Annotated in this window: 12 protein-coding genes; 7 read left to right on the top strand and 5 right to left on the bottom strand. The window is 71.2% G+C overall.

The annotated features are described in order from the left end of the window. Positions 1-6: 6 nt before the first annotated feature. The 3 genes from ACZ3OF_RS10655 to ACZ3OF_RS10645 all read right to left on the bottom strand — a co-directional run bounded on the left by ACZ3OF_RS10655 (position 7) and on the right by ACZ3OF_RS10645 (position 1,892). Complete coding sequence (locus ACZ3OF_RS10655; protein WP_361668354.1) at positions 7-390, bottom strand: DUF4913 domain-containing protein; 384 nt, start codon at positions 388-390, stop codon at positions 7-9. Positions 391-460: 70 nt separating this feature from the next. After that, positions 461-679: a hypothetical protein gene (locus ACZ3OF_RS10650; RefSeq protein ID WP_361668357.1), complete on the bottom strand. Its 219-nt coding sequence runs from the start codon at positions 677-679 to the stop codon at positions 461-463. Positions 680-773: 94 nt separating this feature from the next. Then, the gene (locus tag ACZ3OF_RS10645; protein WP_467304039.1) at positions 774-1,892 is read right to left on the bottom strand and encodes a threonine synthase; all 1,119 of its coding nucleotides are present in this window, start codon (positions 1,890-1,892) and stop codon (positions 774-776) included. A gap of 178 nt (positions 1,893-2,070) precedes the next feature. Here ACZ3OF_RS10645 and ACZ3OF_RS10640 point away from each other — a divergent pair, with 178 nt between their 5' ends. Further along, positions 2,071-3,645, top strand: a complete 1,575-nt coding sequence (locus ACZ3OF_RS10640) for a S8 family peptidase (RefSeq protein WP_467304037.1) — start codon at positions 2,071-2,073, stop codon at positions 3,643-3,645. 120 nt (positions 3,646-3,765) lie between these two features. On the opposite strand, the gene ACZ3OF_RS10635 is transcribed toward ACZ3OF_RS10640, so the two are convergent. After that, positions 3,766-5,232 (bottom strand): translation initiation factor 2, encoded by a 1,467-nt coding sequence (locus ACZ3OF_RS10635; RefSeq protein WP_361668364.1) that lies wholly within the window; start codon positions 5,230-5,232, stop codon positions 3,766-3,768. Between the two features lie 218 nt (positions 5,233-5,450). On the opposite strand from ACZ3OF_RS10635, the gene ACZ3OF_RS10630 reads away from it, so the two are divergent. Further along, on the top strand, positions 5,451-6,548 hold the full coding sequence (locus tag ACZ3OF_RS10630) for a DUF4190 domain-containing protein (RefSeq protein WP_361668367.1): 1,098 nt from the start codon (positions 5,451-5,453) through the stop codon (positions 6,546-6,548). Positions 6,549-6,688: 140 nt separating this feature from the next. Here the strand turns inward: ACZ3OF_RS10630 and ACZ3OF_RS10625 are convergent, their stop codons facing one another. Beyond that, on the bottom strand, positions 6,689-8,032 hold the full coding sequence (locus ACZ3OF_RS10625) for a glycoside hydrolase family 18 protein (protein ID WP_467304035.1): 1,344 nt from the start codon (positions 8,030-8,032) through the stop codon (positions 6,689-6,691). Positions 8,033-8,257: 225 nt separating this feature from the next. Between ACZ3OF_RS10625 and ACZ3OF_RS10620 the strand changes: the two genes are divergently transcribed. The 5 genes from ACZ3OF_RS10620 (at position 8,258) to ACZ3OF_RS10600 (ending at position 13,318) form a co-directional block, all read left to right on the top strand. After that, a complete protein-coding gene (locus ACZ3OF_RS10620; protein WP_361668372.1) occupies positions 8,258-9,010 on the top strand; it encodes a GntR family transcriptional regulator in 753 nt (250 codons plus the stop codon). 333 nt (positions 9,011-9,343) lie between these two features. Then, complete coding sequence (locus ACZ3OF_RS10615; RefSeq protein ID WP_352192255.1) at positions 9,344-9,523, top strand: SPOR domain-containing protein; 180 nt, start codon at positions 9,344-9,346, stop codon at positions 9,521-9,523. Between the two features lie 55 nt (positions 9,524-9,578). Continuing rightward, positions 9,579-10,022 (top strand): (deoxy)nucleoside triphosphate pyrophosphohydrolase, encoded by a 444-nt coding sequence (locus tag ACZ3OF_RS10610; protein WP_361597106.1) that lies wholly within the window; start codon positions 9,579-9,581, stop codon positions 10,020-10,022. Between the two features lie 143 nt (positions 10,023-10,165). Further along, positions 10,166-10,585, top strand: a complete 420-nt coding sequence (locus ACZ3OF_RS10605) for an ATP-binding protein (protein ID WP_361668375.1) — start codon at positions 10,166-10,168, stop codon at positions 10,583-10,585. A 147-nt stretch (positions 10,586-10,732) separates the two neighbouring features. Next, on the top strand, positions 10,733-13,318 hold the full coding sequence (locus ACZ3OF_RS10600) for a SpoIIE family protein phosphatase (RefSeq protein ID WP_467304032.1): 2,586 nt from the start codon (positions 10,733-10,735) through the stop codon (positions 13,316-13,318). The last annotated feature ends 48 nt before the right edge of the window (positions 13,319-13,366 follow it).

The raw sequence follows: 13,366 nt of genomic DNA, 5'->3' as shown, positions 1-13,366 counted from the left end.
ACCGGGCTACGACGCGGGGTCGTACGGCTCCAGAGGCAGCGGGTCGAAGGGGTAGGCCGTGTGCCCGCCGACCTTGGGCGAGCAGGCGGCGAACGGGCCCAGGTCCGTGTCCATGAGCACCCGCAGGTGTGGATCGGCGTGGTGCAGCCACCACGTGGACATGCCCAGGGCCGGATCGTGGCGCAGATGTTCCCAGGCCAGCCACAGCGCGGAGAGCCGCGCCCCGGCCTCGGGGTGCTCCCACCACCGGGGGCACCAGGTGGCGGAGGATCCGTTCACGCGGCGGCGGATCGTGGGGGAGAGGTACTCGGAGACGAAGGCGAAGACGTCCGCGAAGTAGAACTCCGCTTCCTCGCCGTTCTCCGGACCGTCTTCGGGGCTCGTGCTCACTTGCTGTCCTTCACGGGGTGGTTGTGGGTCACCGGTATTCGGCGGGTGCATACACGTCGAGGGAGATCGCTCATGTCCAGTGACCGCCGCCAGGCGTCAGTGGTTGCAACTGCCGGTCGAACGTCTGCGGCTCCCAGCCGTACCGCCCGCACCACTCGTCGAACTCCCCCGACCCGCCCTGCGGCGGTCCCGACCACACCGACGGCCGGTCGTCGACGGCCCGCATGTTCGCCACCTCGGCCGCAAGGTCCTGCGGCGTCCGGCCGGTCGTCCCCGTCAGCATCTTCACGCCCCTCATCCGTGGTGTGTTCGACCGTACCCGGTCAGGACGGGGAGACCCCCGCGCGGGGAGAACGCGAGGACAAGCGCGTGAGACCCCGCGCTCACCCCCGCCGGCTCAGCCCCGTCTTCGCCCCCGCCCCGCACAGCGGAAGCACCGTCAGACCCGGGCGTGGAGGCGTTGCGCGCACCGCCGCCCAGCAGGCCACGCCCGTCGACTCGACGAAGAGCCCGCGCCGGGCCAGGTCCGTCTGGGCGGCGAGGAGTTGGTCCTCCGTCACGGTCAGGAAGGTGCCGCCCGTCGCCCGTACCGCGCGCAGGATCTGCGCGGCGCGTGGTGGGTTCGGGATCGCGATTCCCTCCGCCAGGGTGGGGCGCACATCCGTCGGTTCCAGCAGTTCGTCCGCACCCGCCGCGAACGCCTCGGCCAGCGGGGACACCGCCTCCGCCTGTACGGCGATCAGCGCGGGGCGGCCGTCGATCAGGCCGTGGCCGTACAGCTCCTCGACAGCCAGGGCGGCGCCCAGGAGGAGTGTGCCGTTGCCGACCGGGACGACGAGTGTGTCCGGAAGCCGGCCGCCCAGGTCCTCCCAGAGTTCGTACACGTACGTCTTCGTGCCGTGCAGGAAGTGCGGGTTGTACACGTGCGAGGCGTAGAACGTGCCCGGCTCGTCGGCGGCAGCCCGCGCCGCCCGTGCCGTGGCCTCGCGGTCGCCGGGGACGACGGTCACCTGCGCTCCGTGCGCCCGCATCTGCTCCAGCTTCTTGGCGGACGTGCCCTCCGGTACGTACACGACGCAGCCGAGGCCAGCCCGCGCGCAGTACGCGGCGATCGCCGTGCCCGCGTTGCCGCTGCTGTCGGCGAGGACACGGCGCGGGGAGAGCCGGCGGGCGAGTTCCGCGAGCATGACGGCGCCCCGGTCCTTGAAGGACAACGTCGGCATGAGGAAGTCGAGTTTGGCCGAGACCCCGTCGCTGAGCGGGACGAGTGGAGTGCGCCCCTCCCCGAGCGTCACCCGCGGGACTCCGGTCGCCAGCGGCAGCGCCTCCTCGTAACGCCACAATGAATTCACACGTGACGCAAGGGACGTGAGTGAAACGGGTCCGCTCGTGAACTCGAGATCCCACGGGCCGCGGCACCGCGGACAACACCAGGTGAGGGCGTCGGCGGGGGACCGGACCCGGCAACGGGGGCACACGTAGGCGGTCATGAGCGCCAGCATGGCAGCTGTGTGACGCACGTGTGTCGGGGCGCTCAGGGCCCTTGTGAGATTCCTATGGATCCGTCAATCTTTCGCTCGGCAGCCGGATGTGCGAAACGGCGTGGACACTTCACGTCCTCTTGTCATGTCCCTGTCGTACCCCCACAGCAGCGCACCACCTATGAGGAGGATCCCTCACATGTCAGTGATGCGTGACTCGCGGCGCAGACTTGCCGCCGCCAGCGCCATAGCCGTCGCCGCCCTGGCTCTCGGCACCGCCGCTACCTTCCCGGCCACCGCGGCCGAGGCCGCCCCCGAAGGTGTCATCCAGAACGCCGGGGCCCCGGGGACGATCGCGGACAGCTACATCGTCACCCTGAAGGACTCCGCCCCGGCGGAGACCTCGATGGGCCGGGCGGTCGCGGCCAAGCACGGCGCGAAGATCAAGAAGACGTACACGGCGGCGCTGAACGGCTACAACGTCGAGCTGAGCGAGGCCCAGGCGAAGAAGCTCGCCGCCGACCCGTCGGTCGCCTCGGTCGTGCAGAACCGCGTCTTCACGGTCGACGGCACGCAGCCCTCCCCGCCGTCCTGGGGCCTGGACCGGATCGACCAGCGGGCCCTCCCGCTGAACCAGAGCTACACCTACCCGGACAGCGCGGGCCAGGGCGTCACGGCGTACATCATCGACACCGGTGTACGGATCTCCCACAGCGACTTCGGCGGCCGGGCCTTCAACGGCTACGACGCCATCGACAACGACAACGTCGCCCAGGACGGCCACGGCCACGGCACGCACGTCGCCGGCACCGTCGCGGGCACTGCCTACGGTGTCGCCAAGAAGGCCAAGATCGTCGGCGTCCGCGTCCTCAACAACCAGGGCTCGGGCACGACCGCGCAGGTCGTCGCGGGCATCGACTGGGTCACGCAGAACGCCGTCAAGCCGGCCGTCGCCAACATGAGCCTCGGCGGCGGCATCGACTCCGCCCTCGACACGGCCGTGCGCAACTCGATCGCGTCGGGCGTCACCTACGCCGTGGCCGCCGGCAACGACAACTCCAACGCCTCCAACTACTCGCCGGCGCGGGTCTCCGAGGCCATCACGGTCGGTTCCACGACCAACACCGACGCCCGCTCCAGCTTCTCCAACTACGGCAGCGTGCTGGACATCTTCGCCCCGGGCTCCTCCATCACCTCGGCCTGGAACAGCAGCGACAGCGCCACGAACACCATCTCCGGTACGTCGATGGCGACCCCGCACGTCGCGGGCGCGGCCGCGGTCTACCTCGCGGACAACCCGTCGGCCACCCCGGCCCAGGTGTCGACGGCGCTGACGAGCGCGGCCACCCCGAACGTGGTCGGCAACCCCGGCTCCGGCTCCCCGAACCGGCTGCTCTTCGTCGGTGGCGGCGGCACCACCCCGCCGCCCGGCAAGAAGTTCGAGAACACCGCGGACTACGCCATCGCCGACAACGCGACCGTCGAGTCCCCGGTCACCGTCAGCGGTGTCGCGGGCAACGCCCCCTCCACCCTCCAGGTGCCCGTGAACATCGTTCACACCTACATCGGTGACCTTCAGGTCCAGCTGATCGCCCCCGACGGCACGGCGTACACGCTGAAGGGGTACGGCACCGGCGGCAGCTCCGACAACATCAACACCACGTACACGGTCAACGCCTCCTCCGAGGTCGCGAACGGCACGTGGAAGCTGCGGGTCAGCGACAACGCGAACTACGACATCGGGAAGATCGACTCCTGGGCGCTGCAGTTCTGAGCGCGTACGCGTGTGACTGACTGACTCTCCGACAGAACGAGGGGCGGTCGCCGGTTCCGGCGGCCGCCCCTCCGTCGTCGGCTGGCCCCTGCGGCGTCGGCCCCTCCGTCGTCCGCGGCGTCAGGGGGAGTCGAGGAGCGCGTACATCGTCTCCCTGGGGAGTTCCCGATTCGCGGCCGCCTCCCTGGACAGTTCCTCGTCCTCGAGGAGTTGAAGAAGCCGCTTCGGGGGGAGGGCGGGGTTGCGGACCGCCCCGGCACGCACGCGTGCGTCCGGATCCCGCGTGAGCCCGTCCACGAGCGCCGGGTCCGCCTCCGGGTCCAGTGTGGCCAGCAGGCGTACGGCAGGGTCCTCGGCGGTCCCGAAGCGCGCCGCGAGCCCGGCGACCGGGAAGCGCGGCAGGCCGAGCAGCCGGTCGCGGTTCCTCCCTCCGTACTCCAGATAGCAGCGCAGGAGCAGCTCGGCGGGGGCCTCGGGGTGGTGCTGGGCGAGGATGATCCGTACGCCCGGGTCCTCGTCGGCGGCGAGCAGCTCGACGAGCTCGGCCGGCAGCTCCGGGTTGTACGCGACACGGCGGCGCAGCAGTGGGTGCGCCGACCGGGCGTGGGAGAGGGGCGCTTCGTGCGGGTCCGCACCCACCTGGACGACCTCGTGCGGCTCGACGACGTAGTCGATGGCCGCCCGCTCGTCCTCGGTCAGTTCGGGGCGTACGGAGACGGCCGTACGGACCTCCGGGTCGGGATCGCGCGCGAGCAGGTCCACCAGCTCGCGCGGGAGGTGCTCCCGCCGGGCGACCTCCCGCCGGGTCCTGGGGTCGCCGACGCGGGCGACGTGCGCGACGACGTCCGGCGGGGTGCTGCGGTTGTGCGCGAGACACCACAGATCGCCCTCCTCGCGCTCCTGGAGCAGCTCGTCCACGACGGCCCGGGAGAGCCGGCAGTTGACGAGGATGTGGCCGCGGGCGTGACCGCCGCTGTGCGTGGTGCGCAGCCGCCGCTCCATCTCCTCCGCGTCGTCCTCCGCCGTCACATGGGCCAGCATCCGCTCGGCCGAGGCGCGCACGTCCGGGTCGGGGTCGTCGAGCAGGGCCGCTCTCCGTTCCTCGGACAGGTGCCCCCACACGTCGGCGCCGTACGCACGGACCGCGGCGACGGGGTGGGTCGCGGTCGCGAGCCGGAAGCGGAAGGGGACCTGGCGGGAGAAGGCCAGCGACTGGAGTTCCTGGCCGTCGTAGGTCGTGTACATCCGCTCGACGACGTGGTCGGGCAGGTGGCGGGGCCAGACGTCCTGTCCCGGCCCCTCGGCCAGATGCGCCCGCACGAGCCACATCTCGTCGTCGACGACCCGTCCCCGCACCTCCCCGGGCACATGGGGGTTCCGCGCGAGCGCGCCACGCACGCGTGGGTGCGGATGCGCGACGATCGCGTCCACGACGTCCGCCGGCAGTTCGCGGCGGTGGCGGCACAGGGCCGACCAGGCCGCCGCGTAGGACGGTTCGAGGAGGCGCAGGAGGATGTCGGCGGGAGCGGCCGGGTTGAGCGCGAGACCCTCCCACACCGCCGGTGTCCAGATTGCCGCAGAAGTCATCCCTGTACCGCCCCCGCCCCTGCAGCACGTACGATGCGCGCGCCTGATCGCACGTTCGTATCATCCGCCCGCACAGGAGCACCGTACTCGTGGAGCCCTCCCAGCCGCCCCAGGACTCTCAGCCACCCCACAGAGCGTGGCCCGCCCCTGAGCCGTCGAACCCTACGGCCCCTCCGGCGGCTCCTCACGGTGCTCCGGCGGCCCCTCACGGTGCTCCGGTGGTTCCGGGGCCGTACAACGCCAACCCTTACGCCCCGTACGGCCCCTACGGGCCCGGCGGCGTGGGTCCCGTCGCCTACGCCACCCCGCGGCCGACCACCAACGGCCTGGCCATCGCGTCCCTGGTCTCCGGTGTGGTCTGCTGCCTGCCGCCCCTCGGCCTGATCTTCGGCCTGATCGCCCTCCCGCAGATCAGGAAGAGGAACCAGACGGGCAAGGGGCTCGCGATCGCGGGCATCGTCCTGTCCTCGCTCAGCTGCCTCATCATGATCGCCGGTCTGGTCACCGGCGTCTTCGGCGAGGCGTGGCGCGGCTTCCAGAAGGGCCTGGACGAGGCGGCGAGTTCGAGCTCCGCGTTCTCGCTGCGCACGGGCGAGTGCTACAACGTCGACGGCGAGATCGAGGCCGACACCGCGGTGGTCGAGGTCGTCGACTGCGAGCGCCCGCACGAGGGCGAGGTCACCGGCGGCTTCAAGCTCACCGGTTTCACCAAGTGGCCCGGCGAGAGCTCCATCGAGGGCATCGCGGAGAAGCGCTGCGAGGACATCGGCAAAGCGTACGCACTGGACACCTGGGCCTTCCCCGAAGACGTCTACGACTTCTACTACATGCCGAGCCGGGCCAGCTGGCGGGCCGGTGACCGCGCCGTGACCTGCGCGTTCATCGTCGACGGCGGTGAGCCGATGAACGCGTCGCTGCGCAGCGACAAGACCACCCTCGACGCCCACCAGCTCCGCTTCCTCACGGCCATGAACCCGATCGACGACGCGCTGAACGAGGAGCCGGAGGAGGACGTGGACGAGGATCTGGCCGGCAACAAGGAGTGGGCCGGGAAGGTCCACGACTCTCTCACCGGGGCGAGCCGGGACCTGAAGAGCCACACCTGGTCGTCGGCCGCCGCGCCTCGCGTCGCCGAGCTGGTCAAGGAGCTGGACGCGTCCGCGAAGGAGTGGGACAAGCTGGCGAAGGCGGCCGACGCGGACGTCTTCTGGGAGCACTACGACAGCGCGTACGACGGGACGTTCTGGGAGGCGGAGTCCGAGGCGCGCCGGGCACTGGAGCTGACGGTTTCGCTGGAGTCCGACACATCCGCCTGAGGCCTTCCGAGGCGTGGCACGGGTTGCCGCACGCGTGAACAGGGGCCGGGCCTCCTTCGGGAGGTCCGGCCCCTTGGTGAGACGCGGCCACTGCGGGAGGGCCGGCCCCGTTCACGCGCGCGTGCGGGCCGGCCGGTGGGTCAGCGGCGGCCGAGGCCGCGGTCCACGGCGGTGATCAGCTCGCCGTCGGGGGTGTCCCCGTCCAGCGACCAGAACATCGCGCCGCCGAGCCCCTTGGCGCGCACGTACGCCGACTTGGTGCGCAGCACCTGCGGGTCGTCGTACGTCCACAGGGTCGTGCCGTCGAAGAGCCAGGCGTGGCCGTTGCGGCGGTCGCGGTGCACGGTGTACGCCCCCGAGTCCGCGAGCTTCTTCAGCGCCTTGTAGTCCTCGGAGCCGTTCGCCCAGGTGCCTGGGGCGGGGCCGGTCGCGGGCTGTCCGAGCCCGTCGCCTCCGCCTGTGACGCCCGTCCAGCCCTGGCCGTAGAACGGCATGCCCACCACGAGCTTGCGGGCGGGCGCACCGCGCCGCAGCCAGTCGTTGACGGTCTGGTCGACGCTGAAGTCGCCCTTCGCCGCGGAGAGAGCCGACTGCTGAGCCGTCGTGGACTCCCAGGAGCCGTGGAAGTCGTACCCCTGGAGGTTCACGAAGTCGAAGTCCCGCATGATCTTGGGTACTTCGAAGCCCGCGTCGATCTTGGCGGGCGCGGTCGGGACGAAGGCGGTCAGCTCGTAGTGCTTGCGCTTGCCTTGCCGCTGCGCGGACTTGGCGTACGCGTCGAGCTGGCTGCGGAACTCCCGTACGAGCGCGGTGAAGTTCTGCTTGTCCTCCGGGCGGAAGACGGTGTCGACGTCGCCGGCGGAGGCCGGCCACTCCCAGTCGAGGTCGATGCCGTCGAAGAGACCCGCGGCGGCTCCCGCGCCGCCACGGGCGCCATCGGTGGGCAGGTTGCCCTTGATGTAGAGGTCGATGCAGGAGGAGACGAAGGCCTTGCGGGACGCGGGGGTGCGAGCCGCGTCGGAGAAGTGGGTGGACCAGCTCCAACCGCCCAGCGAGATCAGGACCTTGAGGCCCGGGTGCTTCGCCTTGAGCTCGCGCAGCTGGTTGAAGTTGCCGGCGAGGGGCTGGTCGGCGGTGTCGGCGACGCCGTCCACGGAGCCGGCAGCGTCGAGCGGACGTACGTAGTCGGCCCACGCGTCGGCCTCTCCGGGCACATTGCCGGTGAAGCACTTGCCGTCGGAACTCACGTTTCCGAAGGCGTAGTTGATGTGGGTGAGCTTGGCCGCCGTACCGCTGGTATCCAGGTCCTTGACCTGGAAGTTGCGTCCGTAGACGCCCCATTGGGTGAAGTAGCCGACGCGCTTGTGCGACGGGCGGCTGGTGCTGTGAGCGGCGGAGTCGGCGCCCGCGGCGGGCGCGAGACCGGCCACGAGGCCGAGGGAGAGGGCGGCGATCGTCAGCCGGGAAAGGGTTCTACGACGCATGAGGCTCGTTTCCTGTGCGTGTGCCGGAAGGGAGCTGTGCTCACAGGAAAGTATTGGTCTGGACCATTGAGGTCAAGACTCCGGCGGGGAATCCGCCGCTATACCCGCGGTAAGCGCAGGCGTAAAGGCAAGTCATCACTTCGGGTGAAACTCTGGCCCATGCTTGCGGGCGGCCACCGAGGGTTGTCAGTCTGTAGCTGTCCGTCAACCTGAGGGGAGTGTCCAGTGACGTTCGGTGAGCAGCCCGCCTATCTTCGCGTGGCGAGCGATCTTCGAGAGAAGATCGCCAATGGCTCGCTTCCGCCGCATACCCGACTCCCCTCGCAGGCGCGCATCCGCGAGGAGTACGGGGTCTCGGACACCGTCGCTCTCGAGGCCCGCAAGGTGCTGATGGCCGAGGGGCTCGTCGAGGGCCGCTCGGGCTCGGGGACGTATGTGCGGGAGCGCCCGGTGCCGCGCAGGATCGCCCGCTCCGGGGACCGGCCGCCGTCCGGCGCCAACCCGTTCCGGCAGGAGCAGGCGGCGGAGGGGGCGCGCGGCACATGGGAGTCCAGCAGCGAGCAGGAGCACGCGAGCGCCGCCGTGGCCGAGCGGCTCGGCATCGAGCCGGGGGAGCGGGTGATGCGCACGCGGTACGTCTACCGGGACGCGGGTGAGCCGATGATGCTCTCCACCTCCTGGGAGTCGCTCGCGGTGACGGGCCGGACGCCCGTGATGCTGCCCGAGGAGGGGCCGCTCGGCGGCTGCGGAGTCGTGGAGCGCATGGCGGCGATCGACGTCGTCGTGGACAACGTGGTGGAGGAGGTCGGCGCCCGCCCGGGCCTCGCGGAGGAGCTCCTGGCCCTCGGTGGCGTCCCCGGCCATGTGGTGATGGTGGTCGAGCGGACGTACTACGCGTCGGGCCGGGCGGTGGAGACGGCCGACGTCGTCGTCCCGGCCGACCGCTACCGCATCGCGTACCACCTTCCGGTGCGGTGAGAGCGGCGCTCCTGCCGCTGGACCGTGAGCCGGGCCTGCCCGCTGCTGTGCGATGAGCCCGGCCCGTCCTCCTTTCCCTTGATTCGGGGCCGGCCCTCCCTTCCGGGATCCGGCCCGCTTCTCCGTGCCCTGAACCCGCCCGCGCCGGCGGCGCCCCGGGCTGCCTTCGGGGCTTGATCTTCGGCCTCCCTTCGTCAATTCCCGGCCGGATCCGTACCTCTTTGTGAAATCTCATATCCGCTGTGTAAAGGTCAGGCGTAAGGTCAGGCATATGCGGATTGCCATTTCAGGGAGATCCTTAGAGACGACCGGACCGGCGGAGGGAGATGTCCGATGACCGACAGTGGCCCTGTCCTGCCCTGGCTGGTCATTCGACAGGACGACAACGGGAATCGCTATCGGGTCGGGCGGTACGCGACGAGGGACGAGGCGCAGAAGGTCGCCGACAGTCTCGATGACCGGGGGCACAAGCAGCTCTACTGGGTGGAACGGATCGGTCAACCCGCGGTCTGACCTCCCCCAGAGCCTTCGGCCTGGGGGTACCCCCGCGCGGGATACGCTCCGGCCCATGACAGATCGCAGTGCCGACCACGTGGCCGACCACGTGGTCGTGGTCGCCGGAGCCGTGTACGACCGGGGGCGTCTGCTGGCCGCGCGCCGCAGTGCCCCCGCCGAGCTGGCGGGCCGTTGGGAGCTCCCTGGCGGCAAGGTGGAGCCGGGGGAGAGCGCCGAAGCCGCGCTGGTCCGTGAGTTGCGCGAGGAGCTCGGCGTCGAGACGGAGCCCGGGGAGCGCATTCCGGGTGAGTGGCCGCTGAAACCCGGCTACGTTCTCCGGGTGTGGACCGCCCGCCTCCTCTCCGGTGAGCCCCGACCGCTGGAGGACCACGACGAGCTGCGCTGGCTGGCCCGCCATGAGCTGGACTCCGTCGACTGGCTCGACCAGGACCGGCCCGCCGTCGCCGAGGCCGGGCTGCGACTGCCGCCCGTCGCCGCCGACGGAGCGCGGGGCTGAGGCCTTACGCCGTTCGAGCCACCGTGCTCCCATTGGTCCACTCCCTGCGATACCCCGCCCCCGATATCGGGTATGTGCTGATTAATCCCCCGAAATAGGACGCGGGCCTTCCTTCTGTTAATGGGTTGGGGAAGTGATCGGGAGTGATCGACACCGATGGCGAGTGCGTCGAGTGGAACTTCCCGGCGGAGGCAAACGCCGTACGCACCGCCCGCCACGCGGTGCGCGACACCCTCCGGTCCTGGCGGATCGACCCGACGGTGGGTGATCTCACGGTCCTCCTGGTGAGCGAGCTGGTGACCAATTCCCTGCGCTACGCCTCCGGCCCGATCGGCGTCCGGCTCGTCTTCCTCCAGCCGGAGTCGGACGGCGACGCCCATCGCCCCGCCCTGCTCGTGGAGGTCTCCGATCCGCTTCCGGATCCGCCCACCGAACGCGCCGCCGGCCCGGACGACGAGGGAGGTCGCGGTCTCCAGCTCGTGGCCTGTTCCGCACGGCGCTGGGGGATCCGTAAAGGCAGAACGGGCAAGACAGTGTGGTTCGAGCTGGCCCTGCCGGGTTAAGAGAGGGGAGGGACAACGATCACCGAGGGCTCGGCCGGAAATGAACGAGACCACCCTGTGATCGTGAACGTCGTGCCGTCGGGGGCCGTAGTGCTGAATACTGCGGGCATGGCCGGTCCGGTGCGGTGAGCTGGAGGGGACGGTCGCGTGAGCGAGATACCTGAGACGGCGAGCGGCTTCGTGTGGCAGAGCAGCCCGCCCGGCTCGATCTATGACTACATCCGGGTCGCCTCCTTCTCGATAGGGCCCGACGGGCTCGTCGACCAGTGGAGCCGCCGGGCCGTCGACCTCTTCGGTGTGCCTGCCGAAGAGGCCATGGGCAAGGATCCCGTCGAGGCCTTCATGCCCGCCGACCTGCGCGAACGCGGTCGTCGCAGGATCGCGGAGATCCTCGACGGCCGGGAGTGGACGGGCCTCGTCCCCTTCCGGACCCCCGGGCAGAGCCGGCACGAGAGCCGTGACGGCATCGCCGAGATGTACGTCATGCCGAGCCAGACCACGACCGGGGAACGGGCCGCGCTCTGCATCGTCGTCGACGTGCGGGCGCTGCGGCACATCGAGACCGACCTTGCCGCTTCTCAGGCGATTTTCGGCCAATCCCCTTTTGGGTTTCTGCTCTTCGGTACCGACCTCACCGTGAAGCGCGCCAACCAGCGCTTCGCCACCGTCTTCGGCGGCTCCGCCGACGAACACCGGGGCCGTACCGTCCACGACTACCTCTCGCGACCCGAGGCCGAGCGGATGACGGCCGCGCTCCAGAGCGTCCTGGAGACCGGTGAGGCCGTCACCGAGCTGCAGATCGTCGGCGCCCCTCCCGGCTCCACCGACCGGCGCCACTGGTCGATCAACCTCTACCGCGTGCACAGCGGCACCGGCCGGCCCGTCGGCGTCGCCGGCCTGGGCATCGACGTGACCCGCCGCCACAACGCGGCCCGCGAGGCGGCCAGCGCGCGCCGCAACCTCGCCCTCCTCAACGAGGCCGGCGCCCGGATCGGCAACTCCCTGGATCTGGAGTCCACCGCCCGTGAGCTGCTCGCCGTCGCCGTCCCCGGCTTCTGCGACCTCGCCTCCGTCGACCTCTACCAGGGCCTGCTGACCGGGGACGAGGCTCCGCCCGGACGGTGGGGTAGCTCCCACGACGTCGGCTACGGCGCGGGCAGCGCGGAACTGCGCCGGGTCGCCTTCGCCAGCGCGGTGTCCGACACCCCGCTCCGAACCCCCGACGGGACCGTCGGCACCGACTCCGGCGGCTGTTGCGGCACCGACCCCGTCGAGGTCGGCTCCGTCCACCGCTACCCCTTCAACTCGCCCTGCGCCGGGGCCCTCCGCACCGGGCAGGTGAGAACCGTCCCCGGCGGCGACGGCAGTCTCGTCCACTCCACCCTCGTGGTGCCGATGGTCGCCCACGACACCGTCGTCGGTCTCGTGCAGTTCTCCCGGGCCAAGGGCAGCGAGTCCTTCGGGGAGCGGGACCGGGCCCTCGCCGTCGAACTGGCCGCCCGCGCGGCGGTCTGCATCGACAACGCCCGCCTCTACCGCCGCGAGCACGAGCGGGCCCTGATCCTGCAGCGCAGCCTGCTCCCGCCCGGCGACCCCGAGGCCGCCGGCCTGGACATCGCCTGCCGCTATCTCCCCGGCACCACGGCCACCGAGGTCGGCGGCGACTGGTTCGACGTCATCGAACTCCCCGGCCACCGCACCGCCCTGGTCATCGGGGACGTCATGGGCCGCGGCCTGCGCGCCGCCGTCGCCATGGGCGAACTGCGCACCGCCGTCCGCACCCTGGCCCAGCTCGACCTGGAACCCGCCGAGGTCCTCTCCCACCTCGACGAGATCGCCCGCGGTCTCGGCGCCCCCGCGGGAGCCCAGCAGAGCGCCCGCGCCCACAAGGCCCGCGGCCCGGAGCTCTCCGAGGTCTACCTCGCCACCTGCGTCTACGCCGTCTACGACCCCGTCACCCGGCGCTGCACCTTCGCCAACGCCGGCCATCTGCCGCCGGTCCTCGTCGAACCGGGCGAGAAGGCCCTGCTGCTCGACGTGCCCCCGGGGATGCCGCTCGGTGTCGGCGGGGAGCCCTTCGAGGAGGTGGAGGTCGAGGTGCCCGAGGGCTCCCTGCTCGCCCTCTACACCGACGGACTCGTCGAGTCCCGCGACCATCCCCTCGACGAGGGGCTGACCGCCTTCCGCAGCGCGCTCACGGACGCGGCCCTGCCCCTCGAGGACGTCTGCGACCGGGTCCTGACCACCCTCGACACCGAGCACGGCGAGGACGACATCGCCCTCCTGATGGCCCGTATCCAGGGACTGCCGTCCGACGCGGTGGGGGACTGGCGGCTGCCCCGCGAGCCCCGCTCGGTCGGCCGGGCCCGCGAACTGGCGCGCGCCCAGCTCACCGCCTGGAACCTCGAACCGCTCGTCGACACCGTCGAACTGCTCGTCAGCGAACTGGTCACCAACGCCCTGCGCTACGGCGAGGGCGAGATCCGGCTCCGGCTGCTCCGCGACCGGACCCTGGTCTGCGAGGTCTGGGACGCCGGGCTCGTCCAGCCGCGCCGCCGCCGTGCCCGGGACACCGACGAGGGCGGACGCGGACTCCAGCTGGTCGGGCTCCTCAGCGCCGCCTGGGGCTCGCGCCGCACCCCCCGAGGCAAGACCGTCTGGTTCGAACTGCCCCTGCCGGACGGCGACGGAGCTGCGGAGCCGACCGTGGAGCAGCTGCTGAGCATGTTCTGACCACCGCCGCACCACCCCGCGGACGACCGGCGCCGGCGCCTGTGTCCG

Source organism: Streptomyces sp. NPDC022552, from assembly GCF_055561875.1.
Note: the sequence above shows the minus strand (reverse complement) of the source record. Positions and strands in the feature narration are given on the sequence as shown.

Coding starts and splice junctions, on each gene's coding strand:
- ACZ3OF_RS10635 (WP_361668364.1), bottom strand. CDS start 5,232: ATGACTTCTGCGGCAATCTGGACACCGGCGGTGTGGGAGGGTCTCGCG.
- ACZ3OF_RS10610 (WP_361597106.1), top strand. CDS start 9,579: ATGACAGATCGCAGTGCCGACCACGTGGCCGACCACGTGGTCGTGGTC.
- ACZ3OF_RS10640 (WP_467304037.1), top strand. CDS start 2,071: ATGTCAGTGATGCGTGACTCGCGGCGCAGACTTGCCGCCGCCAGCGCC.
- ACZ3OF_RS10645 (WP_467304039.1), bottom strand. CDS start 1,892: ATGCTGGCGCTCATGACCGCCTACGTGTGCCCCCGTTGCCGGGTCCGG.
- ACZ3OF_RS10615 (WP_352192255.1), top strand. CDS start 9,344: ATGACCGACAGTGGCCCTGTCCTGCCCTGGCTGGTCATTCGACAGGAC.
- ACZ3OF_RS10625 (WP_467304035.1), bottom strand. CDS start 8,032: ATGCGTCGTAGAACCCTTTCCCGGCTGACGATCGCCGCCCTCTCCCTC.